This window comes from Flexithrix dorotheae DSM 6795, assembly GCF_000379765.1.
In the GTDB taxonomy this organism is placed as follows: Bacteria; Bacteroidota; Bacteroidia; order Cytophagales; family Flammeovirgaceae; genus Flexithrix; species Flexithrix dorotheae.
The window spans coordinates 324,674-345,318 of sequence record NZ_KB903431.1; the positions used below are offsets into that span (position 1 = coordinate 324,674).

At 37.3% G+C, this 20,645-nt stretch carries 13 protein-coding genes; 5 read left to right on the forward strand and 8 right to left on the reverse strand.

What is annotated here, in order from left to right:
• Positions 1 to 81: 81 nt before the first annotated feature.
• Entirely contained in the window at positions 82 to 990 is a 909-nt protein-coding gene (locus A3EM_RS0105275; protein WP_020527129.1) for a WD40 repeat domain-containing protein, read from the reverse strand.
• Positions 991 to 1,167: 177 nt separating this feature from the next.
• Here A3EM_RS0105275 and A3EM_RS41605 point away from each other — a divergent pair, with 177 nt between their 5' ends.
• Entirely contained in the window at positions 1,168 to 1,794 is a 627-nt protein-coding gene (locus tag A3EM_RS41605) for a 4'-phosphopantetheinyl transferase family protein (protein WP_020527130.1), read from the forward strand.
• Between the two features lie 52 nt (positions 1,795 to 1,846).
• Here A3EM_RS41605 and A3EM_RS0105285 read toward each other — a convergent pair whose 3' ends face one another.
• Positions 1,847 to 4,792, reverse strand: coding sequence for a caspase family protein (locus A3EM_RS0105285; protein WP_020527131.1), 2,946 nt, complete (start codon positions 4,790 to 4,792; stop codon positions 1,847 to 1,849).
• A 370-nt stretch (positions 4,793 to 5,162) separates the two neighbouring features.
• On the reverse strand, positions 5,163 to 6,095 hold the full coding sequence (gene ctlX, locus A3EM_RS0105290) for a citrulline utilization hydrolase CtlX (RefSeq protein ID WP_020527132.1): 933 nt from the start codon (positions 6,093 to 6,095) through the stop codon (positions 5,163 to 5,165).
• A gap of 488 nt (positions 6,096 to 6,583) precedes the next feature.
• Between ctlX and A3EM_RS0105300 the strand changes: the two genes are divergently transcribed.
• The 3 genes from A3EM_RS0105300 (at position 6,584) to A3EM_RS0105310 (ending at position 10,026) form a co-directional block, all read left to right on the forward strand.
• Positions 6,584 to 7,303, forward strand: coding sequence for a hypothetical protein (locus tag A3EM_RS0105300; protein WP_020527134.1), 720 nt, complete (start codon positions 6,584 to 6,586; stop codon positions 7,301 to 7,303).
• Positions 7,304 to 7,516: 213 nt separating this feature from the next.
• Positions 7,517 to 8,032, forward strand: a complete 516-nt coding sequence (locus A3EM_RS0105305) for a hypothetical protein (protein ID WP_169513327.1) — start codon at positions 7,517 to 7,519, stop codon at positions 8,030 to 8,032.
• A 131-nt stretch (positions 8,033 to 8,163) separates the two neighbouring features.
• On the forward strand, positions 8,164 to 10,026 hold the full coding sequence (locus tag A3EM_RS0105310; RefSeq protein ID WP_044237619.1) for a M1 family metallopeptidase: 1,863 nt from the start codon (positions 8,164 to 8,166) through the stop codon (positions 10,024 to 10,026).
• A gap of 69 nt (positions 10,027 to 10,095) precedes the next feature.
• On the opposite strand, the gene A3EM_RS41610 is transcribed toward A3EM_RS0105310, so the two are convergent.
• Positions 10,096 to 12,141, reverse strand: coding sequence for a glycoside hydrolase family 127 protein (locus A3EM_RS41610; RefSeq protein WP_169513328.1), 2,046 nt, complete (start codon positions 12,139 to 12,141; stop codon positions 10,096 to 10,098).
• Between the two features lie 432 nt (positions 12,142 to 12,573).
• On the opposite strand from A3EM_RS41610, the gene A3EM_RS0105320 reads away from it, so the two are divergent.
• On the forward strand, positions 12,574 to 14,442 hold the full coding sequence (locus A3EM_RS0105320) for a peptide MFS transporter (protein WP_020527138.1): 1,869 nt from the start codon (positions 12,574 to 12,576) through the stop codon (positions 14,440 to 14,442).
• An 85-nt stretch (positions 14,443 to 14,527) separates the two neighbouring features.
• On the opposite strand, the gene A3EM_RS0105325 is transcribed toward A3EM_RS0105320, so the two are convergent.
• The 4 genes from A3EM_RS0105325 to A3EM_RS0105345 form a co-directional block, all read right to left on the reverse strand.
• Positions 14,528 to 15,148: a bifunctional nuclease family protein gene (locus tag A3EM_RS0105325; RefSeq protein WP_020527139.1), complete on the reverse strand. Its 621-nt coding sequence runs from the start codon at positions 15,146 to 15,148 to the stop codon at positions 14,528 to 14,530.
• 269 nt (positions 15,149 to 15,417) lie between these two features.
• On the reverse strand, positions 15,418 to 16,569 hold the full coding sequence (locus A3EM_RS0105335) for a glycerate kinase (protein ID WP_020527140.1): 1,152 nt from the start codon (positions 16,567 to 16,569) through the stop codon (positions 15,418 to 15,420).
• 208 nt (positions 16,570 to 16,777) lie between these two features.
• On the reverse strand, positions 16,778 to 19,516 hold the full coding sequence (gene metH / locus A3EM_RS0105340) for a methionine synthase (RefSeq protein WP_020527141.1): 2,739 nt from the start codon (positions 19,514 to 19,516) through the stop codon (positions 16,778 to 16,780).
• A 52-nt stretch (positions 19,517 to 19,568) separates the two neighbouring features.
• Positions 19,569 to 20,576, reverse strand: a complete 1,008-nt coding sequence (locus A3EM_RS0105345; protein ID WP_020527142.1) for a homocysteine S-methyltransferase family protein — start codon at positions 20,574 to 20,576, stop codon at positions 19,569 to 19,571.
• Positions 20,577 to 20,645 lie beyond the last annotated feature (69 nt).

A 20,645-nucleotide genomic window follows, 5' to 3' on the forward strand; every position in this document is an offset into this window, starting at 1 on the left:
TTAGTGGGAAATGAAGAACGAGAGATTTCAGGAATTTGTTTCAATTGTTCTGTTATTAAGTTGTGAAGGCCTTGTTAACTTTTAAAACTCAACCTTCCACACAGAGACAGATTTATCGTCACTACATGACACTACAGTATTCCCAGTTCCGAACCATCCCACCTTATTTACGGATGTGCCATGCCCCGCATGTCTGGCTTTGTCTATCACTTTAAGCAATTGAAAAGTTTCCCCATCCCATACTTTTACAGATTTATCCTTGCTGCAGGTGGCAAAATATTTCCCATCTTCACGGTAGGAAATATCATTGATGGTAAACATGTGTGCCACAATGGAATCCTTAAGCTGATAATTTTGATTGACTTCCCAAAGTTTGAGATGCGCATCCCTGCTTCCACTTAATAAAATCTGGAAATCTGGGCTGTAAGTCAGGGAAAAAACGGAGATTTTATGGGCCTCAATTTCATGCTTTAAGTTAAATGTATTTAGGTCAAGAATCCTGATGAAATTGTCACTAAATCCACAGGCGATTTCCTGGGTTTCTGGATTAACAGCCATTGTCCTAAGAGATTTATCCGAGAGTTCTATCTCTTTCAGAATTGAAAAAGTCTGGTAGTCTACTACAATCAATTTTCCATCACCTGTGGCCACAAAAATTTTCCCTTCGTGCCATTGGATGGAAAAAATGGCTGCCTCAGTGAGTTTTAAAGATTTTATTTCTTTCTTATTTTCAATATCAATCAGGTGGATACCACTGAAGTTTTCCCCTACCAATAGTTGATTGTATTCCTTAAGGTATTTGAGAGCATAAACCGTGTTTTGAACCGTAGCGATCAGTTCTCCTTTGTCTGGTTCATTTAAATCCCACTTCACGACCAGCTTATCCGACCCACTGGTGAAAAACTCGTTGGCTGTATAAGCCTCCATTGCATATATGCAATCTTTATGACCAGTGAAAGAATGTACCTTTTTTACCTCTATTTTTGCCATGTTGGTTATCTTTGCGCACAAATGAAAATATCGTGAAATTGAATGAACAAAATTAGCCTTTTTGCTCAAAGATTTAAGGGATATAAATCATTTTATAAATACAATTGAAATATACCAGCAGGTTATCGAAATAAAAGTTTCAGACATTATTTCCATAACAGGCTTAAAATTTAATTCATGTCCTTATTAAGGCATCATCAGATTAGTGAACATACTTTTTGGGGTATGTGGGAGATTGAGGAGACATTAGAGGATTTACTGGACATTTTTCCCGAAGCCATCCATCATCAGGATTTTACAGCCATTCATATTGAGCTGAAGCAAAAGCAATGGCTGGCCAGCAGAATTCTTATTCAGAAACTACTTGAAATTCATCAACTTCCTTATGCAGGAATCAGCAAAGATGAATTTAATAAAGCGATTTTATTGGATTCGGATATTCACTTGTCCATTTCCCACTGTAAAGATTACGCAATAGCCATTATTGATACCAAAAAATCTACCGGGATTGATATTGAGTTGGTCTCTCCCAGAATACAGCTTGTCGCTAAAAAATTTCTTAGTGATTTTGAAAAGAATAATACTTGTTGGTCGGATGAAGAACTAACCATTTACTGGTGTGCGAAGGAAGCCATGTATAAATTGTATGGGAGAAAACAATTGTTTTTTAATAAGGAATTAAAAGTGATAAAAAACTCAAATGCAACTGCATTTACAGGGGAAATCATAAAAGATGAAATTACCATTCCTGTGGAAATGATCAGTGAAAAATTTGGAGATTATATTATTGTATATTGTAAATAAAAAAGCCTGTGAGTCCAAACTACAGGCTTTTTTGATTTTAAGAATTTGTTTTTTACTCCAGAGTGACTACTGGCAATGTACTTATTGTACTAGGGATTTGAATTGTTGGATTTTGATGATTATTTGTTAAACTTCTGACTCTTGGTTTTACATAAGTACTTAATTCATCAATAAATACTGTTTTGTCTACTGGAAATATATCCGCCTGACCTTTTTCTAATCCTTCCAGCAGTGCCAAAGTAAAAGCTCCATGACCCCAATCAGTATTCTCCAGGGAATATTCATCTCCTGTAGAAGCGGACATTATTATTACTCCATTTTCTACAGAAGACATTGTTCTTAAAGCTTCTGTATTGTTTACATATCCCACATTAGTTCCCAACTGACCGCTATGACAGGCATCTACCAGCATCAGTACTTTTGAAGGCAGGTTAGCCAATACTTCTGCGAAGTTTTGCCAGTCCACACCAGTTTCTCTTAAATTTTCCGGATCTCCATCATGTGGAAGAATATAGAAATGATTTTTCTCATTGAAACCATGAGAGGCAATAAAAATGACAACTAAATCTTTTTGAGTAGCATTTTCCTCCAGCCATCTAAACTCATTTAAAATATTATGTCTAGTTGCCTTTTCATTCACTAATTCTTTCACAATGATATTTCCGTACAATTTATCTTTCCGATTTTTAAAAACCTGAGAAATGGCATGGGCATCATCATCTGCATAATTCAGATTATAGTCAGATTGTGTGAAATCAGAGATGCCAATACTTAATAAATAAAGATTCGGTTTTACGATATAATCGAACACATCAAATTCCAGTTCCTCAGCTTCCTCAACGATATCTGTTTCTCTTTTTTCTTTTTTAACCCTTATAATTCTTTCACCCGAAATTCCTTCCGCATTTTCATTGGCGGCATAAATCTGGATTCTACTTTCAGCATTTACCAGTGGAACATCAAAATCAACCCACTTTTTGGTTGGGGTATTGGTTTGTTCTACCTTAAATCCTCTTCCTTTTGATACAGGCCTTCCATCTACATATACTTCTACTTTTGTAATAGGGGAATCCGAAGTGACTTTGGCTTTAATTTTTACTCTGTTTTCTTTGACTTCCAAAAAGTCTTTTGAAGGAATTAACCATTCCACCGATGGCGGTAATAAATCTTTAATTTCCTCTTCCTCTACTACAATAATTTCCTGATTGGTTTGGCCATAAATCGTTTTTGCAATTTCGAATGAACCATGTTCAATGGTCAGTTTTACCAATTCTGGTTTGAAATATTTTTTGCTAAAGGTTTTTACCGGGAAGAATTCTGCACTTTTATCATCCCCTCGGTTTACATGCCATCCCACGTACTTTTCCCCTCCGGCAGAGGCGGTATAATATCCCTGGGGAGTCCAGCAAACCCAGTCATTATCTTTGGCAATGAATAAAGTCACCAGGTTTTCCCCAGTATCAATATTCCAGACCTTAATGGTTTGATCATTACTTGCTGAAGTTAAAATTTTACCGTCATCTGAAATGGATACGGACCAAACTTCGCCTGTATGCCCAACAAATTCTCTTAATTCTTTTCCTGAGCTGTTATAAAGTTTCAGGGCTCCTGCACTTCCCACTACTACCTGTCCATTTGGAGTTACAGCATAAGATCTGATTATCCGTCCGCTTGAGGCGGTGTTGGTAACTTTAGCTCCATTTCCAAAATTTAGAGAATACTCACTTGTTTGCCTGAGAGACAGCCCACCACCAGAAGTTTTACTTCTTTTAAATTTAGATGGATCAATTTGCTGAAGATTTAGCTTTAATTCTTTGAAATCGAATGATTTTTCGAATGGTCCTCTGTCAGCCACATTTTTAGGTGCATAGGTATTTCCAAAGGCAAGTTCTTTTTCATTGCCAAATCCCACGGTCCAAACGGCCTGTCCCTGGCCTTCCAGGTGTTGCAGCACTTTTCCATCTTCGGCATTCCATAGAAAAATTTCATTGTCAGAACCTCCAGCGGTGGCGATAATTTCCACCCCTTCTTTAGTTCTGACAGGTGCAAATGCGGATGCTCTTACAGTATTGTCATGTTTTGTGAATTTACCCAGGGTAAGTCCGTAAGGGATTTCGTAAACGGTACCATCTTTAGTCATGGCCACCAGTTTATTCATCTCATGAGAAAAGGAAATGGTAAATATTTCCTGACCAAGTTCCTGAATGGTATTGTAAAAATTTCCATCACTATCCCAAAGTTGGATTTTTCCATCCAGTCCTCCTGAGGCAATGTATTTTCCATCAGGTGAAAAATCCACACAATATACCCTGTCGCTGTGGTCTACCATTTGCCCTGCCATGGATTTGGAAGGAGCTGCTGAAGTACCCTCAGGAGTTAAATAATATAACCTGAGTGTGCCATCGAAGGAGGCTGAAACCACTTTTTTTCCATTCGGAGCGAAGGCTACACCGTATACCGGAGCAGTATGATCCGAAAAGCTACTCAACAATTGGGGTTCATCATTTGGCGAAAACTGATCCTTACCGGTCAATTCCGGGATACTCCAGATTCTCACACTATTATCTCCTCCGCTACTGGCCAAAAATTTCCCGTCACCCGAAAAATCAAGATCAGTTACAGTGTTTTCATGTCCAAGAAGGGTAGCAATTTGCTGTCCGGTGGCCAAATGTATTATTCTAATTTCATCATTTGGAAGATAGCCAGCCACAGCAATCAGGTTGCCATCCGGGGAAATTGCTCCTGCATTTAATTTACCAAAAGGACCAGCTCCAATCTGGCCTCTAATGGTTTTCCTTATGGTTCCGTTTGTTGTATTCCATACCCGTATGGTTTTGTCATCAGAAACAGAAATTAAAGTTTTACCATCTTTGGTAAACATTACATCTTTAATCATAGCTGAATGTCCCTGTGGATCGATTACCAGCCGGGGGTTATCCTGACTAAAAAGATGAAAATTGATGAATGACAGCGCTAATAAGATAAATAAATGTCTCATTAAGTTTCCTTTTGGTGAGAATTTTTGGGTTAAATAATAGTTCACTTCCGATGTTATTGCATTTTTCTCAAATTCAATTACCTGTGAGAAATTGATTGGTGATTAAACTGATAAACTTTTAGTGAGCAAGTAAAAAGTATCCAATTATAGCATTAATTATGGATTAAAGAAAAAATCCGCAATTCAATTGTTTAGAGCCTGTTTAAATTTTAGATTTTATTAAAATCGACCATTTAAGGAACTGCCTTTCATAATTTACCTGGAACAATTAAACTCACAAATTTATAGTTTAAACAAGGGCTTATTTGGTTTAGCAATTCAAGAACATATTTACGGAATAATCCTACTTGGGTTTTCCCCATTTGGTTTATTAGCCATTCTTTTTCTCCGGAAGGAAAATTTCAGCGATCATACACCTGGTTCCTCCTCCTCCAATTCTTTCAATTGTGGGAATAGGAACAGCCACTATTTTAGCGAATTTATTGATAATTTGAAGTTGCTCTTCTCTGAAGCTTTGCCGGGCCTGTTCAGACATTACCAGAATATTTTCTCCTTTGTCATTTTCCAGTTCAATTACATTTCCAGCAAGGGATTTCATCTGGCTAAAGGAAATATTTATGATCTCCTTATTGGTGCTTTTGAAATGGCTTACAAGGTTTTCCTTTTCTTCAGGGTTTTTCACCGAGTCCAGACAAACCACTACAAATTTATCCGCTACAGATAGCATGACATTCGTATGGTAAATAGGGAAATCCTGTTCGTCAAGGGCTTCGAAAATAACGGGTTTATAACTGAATTTTTCACAATACTCCTTTAAAAGCTCAGGATATGTCCTCTCTGAAATACAGGCATAGCAAATTTTATTGGCTTTGTCTAAAACCATACTTCCGGTCCCTTCCAAAAAAATGTTGTCCTCTTCATAATGGCTTAAATCCACTTCATTCAGGATTTCAAATTGTGAGCCGATCAGATCAAGAATGCTTCTTCTTCTTTCAAATCTTCTGTTGGGAGCGCACATGGGGAAAAGTACAACAGTACCGTCTTCCTGAAAAGTCACCCAATTATTGGGGAAAATCGCATCTGGTTTTTCAGGTTCTTTTGAATCGAAAATTACTGCCACTTTAATTCCATTTGCCTTCAGGGTTTGAACCATGTGGTCGAATTCCTGAATGGCTTTATCCCGAATTTCGTCATCATCCAGTTTGGGAATTGTTTTTTGAAAAGCATTGGTTTCAGCTGTTTGTTGGTTTACGCCAAAAGATGATGGACGAACCATCATAATATTTGCGGTGCGAGTTTTCATTTTGAGGTTGTATTAATTGTTTATTGGTAATTTGAATAATTAAATCAAAGCTACAAATAAACAAATGATTCTTGAATCCGGAGTTTATTCAGCAGGAAAAAGAATAAATAAATTACCAATCATCTTTAAATAAGATGAAGCATGGTATAGCCATTATTTTACAAAAATCAACTTTTCCTTTTGAAAAAAAATCCTGTTGTTTTTTGGTTTAACACTGCTTTTTGGTCGATTTAAAGGAAAATACACATTAAAATGCTATAAGATGTTTTGAGAAATTGAGTTTATTATTAAATTAGGGGAAGTACTTATGGTATTTAAACTGCAAAAATTAAAAGTCCTTTTCCATTATTTTTTCCAAAACCTTAGGGAAATCGGCTTTACGGAATCAGGGAAAAAATCATTTCCGCTTTAGAATCCGTAAAATCCAAAACAAGGGATTTACCGAAACTTTTTACTGAATTGATTTTTTAACCAAACCCTTTCGTGCTATGAAACAGCTAAACGACAATTGGCTAACCACTGGATTAATTGATTTTGAATACAAGAAATATATGCTGCTTGCTTACCTTCAGAATGTGAAAAAACAGTTTGAAGGACATAAGCTGTACCCGGGGTTAACCGATCTGGTTTTTCACTACAAAAACCTTCAGTCCATAAAGGAGAATAAGCAGCTTTTGTACAAAAATTTCCCCCAAAAAATTTCAAAAGCTGATTTTGCCAAGCTTAAAGTATCTTATGAAAAAATTGTACAGGATGGAGAAGTGATGAAAGTATTGGAGGAAATTATTTTCTATTCGCTGCCCAGAATAAAGGGAATTTTGGAAGAAGGGAAAACAGTGTATGAATTAATTGAAAGCAAAATCGAAATTTCCCCAGTGGGAATTTTGCCCATTTATCCTGAATACGGCTACCTTTTTGTCAATGAATATAAGATGAAGGAGACCAGGATTTACAATTATAAAATTACCATTTTCGAAAGTGCAGATGAAAAATTTAGGGGCATCAGCACCACTTTTATGGAAACTGTGCGGAAAGGGATCGGTACTACTTATGAAAATATAAAATTGCAATTAATTAAAAAGCATAAATCACTTCCAAGTCCGGCTGCATTTATATTAAATTCAAATGTACCCTGTCCGCTGGAGGAATCTTTGATGCCAGTAGCCAAGAGAGCCTTGATTAGGAAAATATCGAAAATGGCTGCTTAAACATTGTTTTTTCATCTTCACTTAATTGTTGTGCGTAGTTCTGGGATAAAAAAACAATGAAAACTGAGAAAATATTCCCTGATTTCCTCATTATGACATTTGGAAATATTTTATTTGTATCCTGAAATTGTCTCTGATCTCAAAAGCGGGCAGAGACTTTTTTCAGGATTAGTAATTTCCTTTTATGGAAATTTTGTACTTAAACATAACCAGGTGAAGTTAGACAACTGTTTTTTAGTAAGCCTTAAATCCAACCAGGACCTGGCGGTTTTGGAGGATGTAAAATATTACAATCTTGCTTTTGATGGACTTTCAGTATTAAATAGTAAATACAAAACCAGGGTAATGGGTTATTGCCTTTTACCCAATCAGATTAATTTAATTCTCACCGGTCTTCAGGAAGAAGCACTTTCCCGTTATTTGGACGATTTCAAAACCCTCACCCGAAAGGAAATTATCAGATTACTTGAAGTGGATAAAAAAACTCAGGTAGTGGCCAGCCTTGAAATTGCAAAAGGCCAGAGAAGGTATCGGGTTTGGAATACAACTTTTGAAAAAGAACCATTAGAAGATGTAAATGCCATCAAGGAAAAAATTGATTTTCTTCATCAAAAACCTGTAAGTCTTGGTCTGGTTGATTCTCCCAAAGATTACCTTTTCTCAAGCGCCAAATTTTATCTGAATAATAAACCTACGGAAATTAAAATTCTTGATATCAGGACTTTTTAAATCATTTTACTTTTTTTGCCACTGAAAAGGGAAAGATACCTTTTGTATTAACTTTAAATGAAAAAATCTTCAACAAACAGTAGTTTTCCTATTTAATGGAAAATTACCTGCAACAATCACAATTTGAAACAATGAAAAAAATACTATTAATCAACTTTTTGATCTTTTGTCAATTATCATTTCTAAAAGCTCAGGACCTTGGCTGGCAGCAAAGGGTAGAGTATGAAATGGAAATTGATTTTGATGTCAACATTCATCAATTTGATGGAAACCAAAAACTGACCTATTATAATAATTCACCAGATACTTTAAAAAGAGTCTTTTATCACTTGTTTTTTAATGCTTTTCAACCGGGGAGTATGATGGATGTTCGTTCCAGAACAATAAAAGATCCCGATCCAAGAGTAAGAGACAGGATTTTGCATCTTAAGGAAAACGAGATTGGGTTTCAGAAAATCAGTTCCTTAAAGCAAGATGGAAAGGACCTAAACTACAAAGTGGTGGGGACTATTTTGGAAGTAGAGTTGGACAAACCATTATTGCCCGGAAAGAGGTCGGTTTTCAAAATGGAGTTTAAAGGACAGGTTCCAAAGCAAATCAGAAGATCGGGAAGAGATAATAAAGAAGGTATCGCCTACACCATGACCCAATGGTTTCCAAAAATGGCTGAATACGATTACGAAGGATGGCATGCGAATCCATACATCGGTAGGGAATTTCATGGCGTATGGGGAGATTTTGATGTGAAAATTACCATTGATGAAAATTTCACTATTGGCGGTTCAGGTTACCTCCAAAATGGAGATAAAATTGGTCATGGCTACAATGGAATTCAGGACAAACTTCCAGGAAAAAACGGGAAACATACCTGGCACTTTGTAGCCCCAAATGTACACGACTTTGCCTGGGCAGCAGATCCGGATTATCGTCACACCATTTTAAAAATGGAAGATGGACCGGAATTACATTTTTTCTATCAGGCTGATACATTGGTGGAAAACTGGGAAAGACTTCCAGAATATACTAAGAAGCATTTTGAATTGGCGGGGAGTTTATATGGAAAATATCCTTATAAGCAATATTCGGTGATTCAGGGAGGAGATGGAGGAATGGAATATGCTATGTGTACCATGATTACCGGACATAGGAAATTACCAAGCCTTGTTGGGGTGACTGTTCATGAAGCGATGCACAGCTGGTTTCAGCATATCTTTGCCTTCAACGAAACTAAATATGCCTGGATGGATGAAGGATTTACTAGTTATGCTTCCAATATAATTGAAGATAAATTATTTAATGAAAATAAGTTTTATCCTCATTATGGTAGCTTTTCTTCTTACAAAAGGCTGGTTGATATGGAGATGCAGGAGCCGCTCACCACCCATTCTGATTTCTATACCAGAAATGGTATTTATGGAGTCTCATCTTATTCTAAAGGGGCTTTATTTTTAAGCCAAATGGAGTACATCATTGGTAAATCTACTTTTGATAAGGCTATGCTTCGGTTTTATAATGAATGGAAATTTAAGCACCCTAAGCCTATCGATCTTTTAAGAATTTTTGAGAAGGAGTCAGAAATAGAATTAAACTGGTATCTGGAGCAATGGATTGGTACTACCAATACCATAGATTATGGTTTGAAATCTGTTGAATCTGAAGGAAATGGAACCGCAATAGTTCTGGAAAGGGTTGGGAATATGCCCATGCCTGTAGATGTTTATGTAGAATATACTGATGGAAAAATAGAAAGGTTTAATATTCCATTGAGAATAATGAGAGGAGTAAAACAGGAGGAATTTAATGGTATTTCCAATAAACAATTGGAAAGCTGGCCATGGACTTACCCGGAATATAAGTTTACCCTGGAGGTATCTCCAGATAAAATAAAAACTATTGAAATTGATATGTCCATGAGAATGGCTGATATAGACAGAAGTAATAATTATTACCCGGAAAAGGAAAATCCGGTCACTTTTCCCTATATCGGAAAATAAGTGAAAACATTTTGTCACTCATAATTCCCCATCAAACTCCTTTCAAACCTGGCTTTGGAAGGAGTTTTTTTATAGGGAAGGTTGATTGGCATTTACCCAAACCTGCATTGAACCAGCACCTCGGTTCGACCAGCTAAAATAAGGAATGGCCAAAAAGTTGACAGTTTTATTGTCGTCTACATAGCATTTTCCGGAAATGGTTTGCACTCCCTTTAGGAGTTTCTTGTTGAAGCTGGTATTAAGTTGATCTTCTGGTTTTAATTCCATTTGCAAAAGATTAAAGGGATTATCATGGCCTTCCAGGCAGTATAAAAGTGGTCCTCTTTCCATCGCTATTTTCCCGCGATTGCTTACGATTTTTTCATCACAGGCTATTTTTCTAATTTCCATGGGGAAAATTAATTCAATTTTATCTCCTGTTTCCCATTTCTTATTGAGGGTAATAAATGCCGCTTCATGATTATAGTTCAGTACTTTGCCATTTACTCTCAATTCAATTTTTGCCTGAGAAGAATCTGTGTAATGGTAAATACTTTCTCCACCTATAATAGGTTTGTTTTTTAGCCAACCAGGAATTCTGATATGGATGGGAAATTCCTGTGAAGTTTCAGCCGTTACCGTGATCACGGCATGGCCATTCCATGGAAATTCTGTTTCCTGTTTTAATTTTACCGTCCCTTTTTCATTTTTAAAGGAAAGCTCACTTCCGATAAATTGATTAACAAAAATTTCATTCCCTCTTTGTGCATAAATGTATTTTGGAACAGAGGGAATGAATCTGGTTAAACTGCTCAGGCAACAGGCTACAAATTCAAAATCAAGTCTTTCTGCTGATTTATTCAGGTTGAATTTATGTTTGCCGTCCGAGGCCAGGGGATTGGAATAAGAAAATGATTTTCCATCCAGGGAAATGCCTGATAATGCACCATTATATAAAATTCTCTCCATAAGATCTGGATATTTTACATCTCCGGTCAGCAGAAACATTTCATGGTTAAATACCAAAAAAGCAATGGCATTACAAGTTTCATTATATGCTTCTAAATTGGGCAATTCATTGGTTTCTGCAATGCTTTCCAGTCGCTTCACTGAGGCTACACCCCCAGTGATGGAAACTTTCCCTTCTACCAGATCCTTCCATGCCATTTCCAAAGTGGGGAGGTAATTAACAGAATCAATTTCGCGTTGCAATTTAGCCATGGCAATGTACATGTATAATGCTCTTACGGCATGCCCCTTAGCTTCAATTTGTTCAGAAACAGGGAGGTGGTCCTGAGCGTAATGCCGGTCTTTTATCCCGCTTTCTTTATCCGTTTTGATGAAGAGTGTGTGATTTTTGCCATTCCCTCTTTCCTCTAAAAAATAGTGGGCAAGGTTTAGATATTGAGGGTTTTGGGTAACCTGATACAATTGAATCAAACCAAGTTCAATTTCCTGATGTCCCGGTGGAATTTCTAACTTCCCCGGACCAAATGTCTGGTTAATATGATTAGCTAATTTGATGGCAACCTCCAAAAATGCTTTCTTTCCTGTGGTTTTATAATAGGCAACAGCTCCTTCAATTAGGTGCCCCGCACAATACAATTCATGCATGTTTTCAATATCTGCCCAATTATGATCTGGTTTTTTTCTGGCCCATGGTTCGGGGCTTTGTCTGGTCATGTGAAATGTATGCAAATAGCCATTTGAGTCCTGGGCAGCCTCAAATAATTTGATCAGGGAATCTGCAGCTTTTTGTAAGGCGTCATTATTTGATTGGTAGGCGGCCCCAAAGGATTTTATAAGCGTGTCTCCTGCATTTACTAAAGTTTTATTATCTGAGTGATAGTTTAAATAAGCGATTCCTTCAATTACCTTGTATAACTCAGAGTCAGACCAGGGCAGTCCTCTGTGGGCGCTGGAGCTTTTTCCTGCTGCACTTATGTAATTGTCTTTGTATCCATTTTCATCAAATCTATTCAGCACTGCCGGGATGGTAACGTTTGAATTTGTGGTAATTTTCCCATTCCAAAAATCATCCTTTATCTCAACTTTAGATAGAGGAACTTCTATTATTTCCAGAGTTTTATTCCCTTTGGGTTTAGGGGAATAACATCCTGAAAAAAATATTAGCATTAAAATAATGTAGGTTAAAAGTTTCATGGCTAAAAGATAGATTGGTAAAAATTGTAGTCATTTAATTTAATGAAAACAAAAGAATCTTCCTAAGAAATATCAAAAAACAACAATTCAGAGTGAATTATCACTGCTGGTTTTTCTTAGCCCCAAAGATAATATTAATGGTTACCACCGGACCCCGTAGCTTTGTTTTTCCTTGATTGACTAAGTAAAATCAGTTTTAAAGTCCTCTATATTTTTGATTATAAATTGAAAAATAGCCAATTACAAATGGAATACCTACCAGATGAAAAGATGTAGGCTTCCTGAAGGTTCAGCGAAAGTTTCTAAGCGAAAATCCGCAGAGGTTGCCCATAATTATATATTTTTATCCAAAACAACAAATACCGCAATTTATTAAAACAACATAAAACACAGAAAATAAGGAAAATGGAAAATCAAGTACCGCAGCAAAGGGAGTTTTTGGGACATCCTGTAGGATTATATATACTTTTCTTTACAGAGCTTTGGGAGCGATTTAGTTATTATGGAATGCGTGCCATTTTGGTATTGTATATTGTAGCTGGTGTAAAAGAAGGGCCTCTTGGTGGTATGGGATGGTCCAATGCAGATGCACTGGCGTTATATGGTTGGTACACCATGTTGGTTTATGTGATGTCGGTTCCAGGAGGTATTTTAGCAGATAAATTTTTAGGGCAAAAAAAATCGGTGATGCTGGGAGGATGGCTGCTGGTAATTGGGCATGGCATTTTAGCAGTAGAGGCTGATTGGGCATTTTTTACCGGTCTGGCCTTTATCATTCTAGGTGTTGGGTGTTTAAAGCCCAATATTTCCACCATGGTTGGCGGACTTTATAAGAAAGGAGATATCAGAAGAGATAAAGGATTTACAATTTTTTACATCGGAATAAATATTGGGGCATTTTTATCCCCAATATTTGTGGGCTATGTGGGGGAAAGAATTGGTTGGCATTACGGGTTTGGGCTGGCAGGAATAGGAATGTTTATTGGACAACTGGTTTTTTTATACGGGCAGAAATATTTGAAGGGAATTGGGGATTTTATTCCCACAGAAATAAATTCCGAAAATGCTGGATCCGGAATTTTGAGTAAAATTTTTAAAGATGTATTGGCTACCATCGTCATGGTCCTATTGATTGGGTTAGGTGGAGTGATGACTTTCTATGGAAGTATTGGAGGTGGAATTTTGGTAGTATTTGGTGGAATAGCTGTGGGGGCAGGAATTGTTATTTTCAAAGAACTAAATGATATTGAAAAGGATAGGGTAACAGTGTTATTGCTTTCTTTTCTGATTGTAATAGTATTCTGGGGAGCTTTCGAACAGGCAGGGGGATTAATGAATATATATGCCAAGGATAAAATAAACCGCATGTTTTTCTCCTGGGAAATTCCAGCGTCTATTTTTCAATCAGTCAACTCCTTTTTTATCATCACGCTGGGAACTGCTGTGGCTGGCTATTGGGTAGTCAGAAGGTTAAAGGGAAAAGAAGAGTCAGCCATTTTTAAAATGTCAATAGGAACCATAATTATGGGGTTGGGATTTTTATGCATGGCTGCTGCATCTCTGGAAGCCGGAGCTGAACCTTTTGGAAAAGGAGCTATGATCTGGTTGATATTAGCCTATTTATTCCATACGGTTGGGGAATTGAGTTTATCTCCTGTTTCCCTTTCTTTTATTACAAAGCTGGCGCCTGCAAGATATGTGGCTATTATGATGGGTGTTTATTGGGCTGCAACAGGTTTGGGAAATAAAATGGCAGGAGCAATTGGGGAGGCTTCACAAATGGAGTCGGTAAAAATGGAAATGGTGGCCACTAATGAGCAAATTAATAAATTTGTGGCCCCTGAAGCTATAGAGAAAAAAGAAGATTTTTCAGTTAGGGCAAAATTGTTTTTGGAGGGGGATGAAATTGTATTAAAAGATTTGGAAAAGGATGAACCCATAAACTCGCTGATCTCACTAGATACTGAGAATGAAGAAAGATTGATAACCTTATTAAAAGAAGAGCAATTAACCGCAGCACAAAATGGCCATGCTACCCTGAAGTTTGATTTTGATGAGGAGGAAGATAAATATAACGGGGAAATTATAGTGGAGGAAATCCAAAATCAAAGGGAGTTGAAAACATTTTTATTGATTACTCTTTTCACCGTATTATTTGGACTGCTCTTATTAGCTTTCTTAAGGAAATTGAAGAAAATGACTCATGGAGCTGAGGATGTAGATTTTAGTATTGGAAATGTAAAACCCATGAGGCCTAAAAAACAAAAGATATAAGTTATTAAATTCAAAAACCATCTGAACTACATTTTTAATCATTTAAGTTCAGATGGTTTTTTGTATAAAGATAAATTTTCTCAGACTAGGCCTGTCTTCTGTTTAATTCGTCTCTAATTTTGGCCGCTTTTTCATAGTCCTCTTTGGTGAGGGCGGCTTCCATCATGGATTTTAATTGATCTATTGATATAGAGTTAAGTTGGGAGGTATCTAGTGGTTCACTATCCTGACTAGCCTTTACCACAGGAGATTTTTTGCTTTTGGCAGGTTTTTCGTTTCCTTCGTCTTCCTCATTTAATACAATCCCCGCTTCTTCCAGAATATTTTCATTGGCATAGATAGGAACATCAAATCTAAGCGCAATGGCAACCGCATCAGAAGGACGGGCATCCAGTTCAATAAAATTGGAGCCATCTCTGAAACTACATATAATTTTGGCATAAAAAACACCTTCCTTTAAATCGGAAATAATGATTTCATGCACATCTATATCAAAATTTATGGCTAAAGATTTAAATAAATCATGAGTCATTGGCCGGTTAGAAACAATCTTTTCCATTTCAATGGCAATAGCCTGAGCTTCAAACATCCCTATAATTATGGGCAGTCTTCTATTCCCCAACTCCTCTCCTAAAACCAAAGCAAATGAACCTGATTGAGAATGACTTGCCGATAATCCTAATATTTCTAATTTGATTTTGTCCACAACTTCAAGTTAGCTTTTAAACTTTACACAAAAGTAAACATATTCTTAATAAAATCTAATTTGACAAAATTAATTTGCTCAAAGAATTGAATAGGTATTTTTATTAAAAATTGAAATTTATTCCACCCTAATTTTTGCGAAAAATGATAGAAAATGGATTAATTCAGGTGAAAAATGAAAATTCTCTAAGTAATTTCCTGATTGGTAATTTAATAAAAATATAATGCTATTCCCTAAATAATATAAATTTTGATCCTGTCTTATTAGATTTAAAAACCTAATTTGCTACTGGTCATAATAAGAGATCCCGCCTGAAAGGCTGAATTTCTCAGAAGTCTTTCCCCTTCCTTCATCGCTTTTTCCAAACTCATTGGACTATCTTCGATGGCAAAGAGGGCATCAAAAGCCTTAAATTTTTCCTGCTCTTCCGGTGGAATGTTTCCCGAAAAAGCAATGACCATTTTACCTGCTTCCTTGGCTTTCAGGGCAATGCCATAAGGGCCTTTGCCATCTAGTGTCTGGAAATCCAGTTTGCCTTCTGCTGTAATCACAATATCAGCAGTTGGCAGGTGTTTCTCAAATTCAAGAATTTCCATCACCAAATCAATTCCGTTGCAAATTTCGGCATCCAGATAACCTTTTAGCCCTGCTGAAATTCCCCCAGCTGCACCGCCATGATCAATTGAAGCCAAATCTTTCCCGGTAAATGCTTTTGAAACTTCTACAAAGTGTTTCAGGTTTTGCTCCAACATAGAAACCTGCTCGGGACTGGCCCCTTTTTGAGGTCCAAATACCCTTGCCGAACCTGATTCACCGATAATTTTATTCTCTACATCACAGGCAATTTTAATCTTACAATCCCTTACATCCCTACTAACATTATCATCATCGATTTTGTTAATTTTTTGTAGATTTCCACCACCAAATGGGATTTCCCTGCCATCATTATCTAAAAAGCTGAACCCTAATGCCTGTAATATGCCAACACCTGCATCGGTGGTAGCACTTCCTCCAATTCCCAAAATAATTTCTTTGCATCCCTCATTAATTGCCGCCTTCATTAATTCTCCAGTTCCGAAGCTGGTGGCATTCAGGGCATCCAGTTCTTCCGTCTTTAAAAGCGCAAGACCGGAAGCTTTTGCCATTTCAATAATTGCGGTACCTGAAGGAGTGATTCCATATGCTGCCTGAACTTTATTTCCCAATGGGCCTGAAACTTCTACCAATTTCATTTGTCCGCCAAGTGCTTTTACCAAAACATCCGCAAAGTGGTCTCCACCATCAGCAATGGGCAGTTTCACTGTCTCAAAATCTGAGCTTGCTTTAAGCAAACCGGCTTCAATGGCGTTGGCAGCTTTGTGAGCATCAAGACTTCCTTTAAATGAATTAGGGGCGATTATTACTTTTAATTTTCGATTCATTTAATGAGATGGTTTCTACAAAAAGCTAAAAATGACAAATATATGGCTAAAAATTAAAGCCCTTCTAAAAAAATAAAAGGGCTCTCATAAAAAATGTAAGAACCAGAATTTCATTCCTGGTTCATTTGTAGGGAGAAATGCTGTCTCATTATCAAACAGTTATAGCCCCAATGGATTCATTTATTTTTATCCAACTACTTTTATTCAATTAATAGGCTAAAATACTACCCAACCATTTTTCGGTTTCCTCAACTGACTTTCCAATCCTTTTGGCATAGTCCTCTACCTGATCTTTTTTGATTTTGCCTAATCCAAAATATCGTGAGTTTTCATTGGCAAAATACCAACCACTTACCGCTGCAGCCGGATACATGGCAAAACTTTCCGTAAGTTCCAGACCGATATTATCCGTAGCATTAAGCATTTTAAAAAGTGTACCTTTTTCCAGGTGATCAGGACAGGCCGGATACCCCGGTGCTGGTCGTATACCCTGATATTTTTCCCTGATAAGCGATTCGTTATCAAGTGCTTCTCCTTTGGCATAACCCCAAAGTTCAGTTCGTACTTTTTGGTGAAGGCACTCTGTAAATGCTTCTGCGATTCTATCGGCCAGGGCTTTGATCATAATACTGTTGTAATCATCATGATCTTTTTCAAACTCTTTAGCTAGTTCTTCTGCGCCATGGCAGGTTACTGTAAATGCCCCAATGTAATCACTTATTCCGGTTTCTTTTGGGGCAATATTATCTGCCAGACAAAAGTTGGTGGTTTTTTCTGATTTCTTATTTTGCTGTCTCAAATGATGTAAAACTTCAGCCACTTTTGTTCTGTCTTCCTCAAAAGTTTCCTGGTTAAACTGATAGACTTCAATATCATCATCATTAATTGAATTGGCAGGAAAGAATCCTATTACCGCATCTGCTTTTAATGACTTTTCTCTGATCACTTTATCTAAAAGCTCATTGGCATCATTAAACAGTTTTTGAGCCTCCTGACCAACTACTCTGTCTTCCAGGATTTTAGGATACCTGCCAGCCAGTTCCCATGATTGGAAAAATGGCGTCCAGTCGAAAAATTTCACTATTTCCTCCAGAGAGAAATCCCTGAAAACTCTGGTGCCTAAAAATGAAGGTTTTGTAATTTTCTGGTTTGGCCAGTCCAGTTGAGTTTTATTGTTTCTGGCATTTTCAAGAGAGATATAAACTTTGGATTCCTGACGCTTGGCATGATCAGTCCTTAAAGTGGCATATTCTTCCTTGAACTTGGTTTTTTGCCGGTTCCTGACTTCATCCGATTCAGCCGTAAAACTACTGACCACAGGTACACTTTTAGAAGCATCAAGCACATGGGCAATAGGGCCGGAGTATTTAGGATCAATTTTTACTGCGGTATGAATTCTGGAAGTAGTGGCCCCTCCAATTAACAGAGGTATTTTCAAGCCTCTTTTCTCCATCTCCTCAGCTACACCAACCATTTCATCGAGTGAAGGGGTAATTAAACCACTTAAACCAATGGCATCTACATTTTCCTCAATGGCTTTCTGGATAATTTTTTCTGTGGGTACCATTACTCCCATATCAATAATATCGTAATTATTACAGGCGAGTACCACCCCAACAATGTTTTTCCCAATATCATGCACATCTCCTTTAACAGTAGCCAGTAATATTTTAGGTGCTTTGGCTTCTGCATCAATTGTCCCGGATTTTTTCATTTCCTCCTTCTCCCGTTCCATAAATGGAAGTAAATAAGCCACCGCCTTTTTCATTACCCGGGCAGACTTTACTACCTGAGGAAGGAACATTTTTCCAGACCCAAAAAGATCGCCAACAATGTTCATCCCATCCATTAGAGGGCCTTCAATCACATGAAGAGGCCTTGGGTATTTTTGTCTGGCTTCTTCAGTATCTTCTTCAATGTAATCAACAATTCCCTTCACAAGTGCATGGGAGAGTCTGCTTTCAACAGTTTCTTTTCTCCAGGCATCATCCACCACTTTTGCCTTGCCCGAACCTTTTACAGTTTCGGCAAATTCTAACAAATTCTCGGTGGCTTCATCTTTTCTGTTCAGAAGTACATCCTCTACTTTCTCTAATAAATCTTTTGGGATTTCATCATAAACTTCAAGCATAGTGGGGTTTACAATTCCCATATCCATACCGTTTTTAATCGCATGGTACAAAAACGCGGAATGCATGGCTTCCCTCACCGGATTATTTCCCCTAAATGAAAATGAGACATTACTAACTCCTCCGCTTACTTTGGCTCCGGGCAAATTATCTTTAATCCATTTTGTGGCCCTAAAGAAGTCCAGCGCATTGTTTTTATGCTCTTCCATACCGGTGGCTACCGGGAAAATATTGGGATCGAAAATAATGTCTTGAGGAGGGAATTTCACTTCATCCACTAATATTCTATATGCTCTTTCGCAAATTTCCACTCTTCTCGGATAATTGTCAGCCTGTCCTTTTTCATCAAAGGCCATTACAATTACCGCAGCCCCATACATTTTAATTTTTTTTGCCTGATACTTAAACTCCTCTTCTCCGGCTTTCAGACTGATGGAATTTACCACTGATTTTCCCTGAACGACTTTAAGTCCAGCTTCAATAATTTCCCATTTGGAAGAATCAATCATAATAGGAATTCTTGAAATTTCTGGCTCTGAGGCAATTAGGTTAAGGAAGTTTACCATGGATTCTTTTCCATCAATCATTCCTTCATCCATATTTACATCCAGGATTTGCGCACCGCCTCTTACCTGATCAAGTGCTACAGATAAAGCTTCTTCAAAATTACCTTCTTTTATCAATCGCAAAAATTTCCTTGATCCCGTTACATTTGTTCGCTCTCCAATATTTACAAAATTAGATTCCGGGGTAATGATTAAAGGTTCAAGTCCACTCAACATTAAAGGTGGAAGCTGTCTTTGAGGATTAACTGTCATTTATTAATATTTTTATTCAAATCAAAAAATAAGACCAGGTGAAAAAATCATCTTAAGCAAGTAAAGTTTCTGGCAGTGGTCTGGGCTGATATTTTCCGGTAAGTTCTGCAATTACCTTAATATGATCAGGGGTAGTTCCACAACATCCTCCGATTATATTAATCAACCCATCTTTAAGGAACATTTCAATTTGTTTCCCCATCATTTCAGGGGTTTCATCATATTGGCCAAACTCATTAGGCAATCCGGCATTAGGATGCGCACTCACAAAAGCATTGGAGTTTTTGGAAAGCACTTTTAAATAAGGTTCAAGATCTTTCGCTCCAAGGGCACAGTTCAAGCCAATACTAAGAAGTGGAATATGGGACACTGAAATTAAAAAAGCTTCAGTAGTTTGGCCTGAGAGTGTTCTACCGCTGGCATCGGTAATAGTGCCGGATACCATAATTGGAAGATCAGTATTATTTTCTTCATTTACTTCAGAAAGTGCAAATAAAGCAGCTTTGGCATTCAGTGTGTCAAATACAGTTTCAACCAGGAAAATGTCCACACCCCCTTCTAAGAGGGCTTGCCCTTGTTCTTTGTAGGCCTTTACCAGCTGATCGAAAGTAATGGCTCTATATCCAGGATCATTTACATCAGGAGAAAGGGAAGCTGTTCTGTTAGTTGGTCCAATTGAACCAGCTACAAACCTGGGTTTTTCTGGTTCTTTTGCTGTAAATTCATCTGCCACTTCTCTGGCTATTTTGGCCGATTCATAATTTAGCTCATAGATAATATGTTCCAGGCTATAGTCTGCCTGGGCAATAGTAGTTCCACTGAAAGTATTTGTCTCTACAATATCAGCTCCTGCATTAAAATACTCTGCATGAATTTCCTTAATAATATCCGGGCGGGTAAGAGAAAGTAAATCATTATTTCCTTTCAGGGGGGAAGTATGATCTTTTAGATTTTCATTTCTAAAGTCTTCCTCTTCCAGTTTATGTCGCTGGATCATGGTTCCCATTGCACCATCCAAAACTAAAATTCTTTCTTTTAAAATATCCTTGATGTTGCTCATAGCCTAAAAATTCCCTAAATATTTATCAGGTGTTTTTTAATTAAAAAATACTAAGCTTATGAAGAAAAG

Bases quoted from the DNA above. Each gene is read 5' to 3' on its own strand.
- A3EM_RS0105300 (WP_020527134.1), top strand. From the start codon at position 6,584: ATGAAACAGCTAAACGACAATTGGCTAACCACTGGATTAATTGATTTT.
- metH (WP_020527141.1), bottom strand. From the start codon at position 19,516: ATGACAGTTAATCCTCAAAGACAGCTTCCACCTTTAATGTTGAGTGGA.
- A3EM_RS41605 (WP_020527130.1), top strand. From the start codon at position 1,168: ATGTCCTTATTAAGGCATCATCAGATTAGTGAACATACTTTTTGGGGT.
- A3EM_RS0105275 (WP_020527129.1), bottom strand. From the start codon at position 990: ATGGCAAAAATAGAGGTAAAAAAGGTACATTCTTTCACTGGTCATAAA.
- A3EM_RS0105285 (WP_020527131.1), bottom strand. From the start codon at position 4,792: ATGAGACATTTATTTATCTTATTAGCGCTGTCATTCATCAATTTTCAT.
- A3EM_RS0105310 (WP_044237619.1), top strand. From the start codon at position 8,164: ATGAAAAAAATACTATTAATCAACTTTTTGATCTTTTGTCAATTATCA.
- A3EM_RS0105320 (WP_020527138.1), top strand. From the start codon at position 12,574: ATGGAAAATCAAGTACCGCAGCAAAGGGAGTTTTTGGGACATCCTGTA.
- ctlX (WP_020527132.1), bottom strand. From the start codon at position 6,095: ATGAAAACTCGCACCGCAAATATTATGATGGTTCGTCCATCATCTTTT.
- A3EM_RS0105335 (WP_020527140.1), bottom strand. From the start codon at position 16,569: ATGAATCGAAAATTAAAAGTAATAATCGCCCCTAATTCATTTAAAGGA.
- A3EM_RS0105345 (WP_020527142.1), bottom strand. From the start codon at position 20,576: ATGAGCAACATCAAGGATATTTTAAAAGAAAGAATTTTAGTTTTGGAT.
- A3EM_RS41610 (WP_169513328.1), bottom strand. From the start codon at position 12,141: ATGCTAATATTTTTTTCAGGATGTTATTCCCCTAAACCCAAAGGGAAT.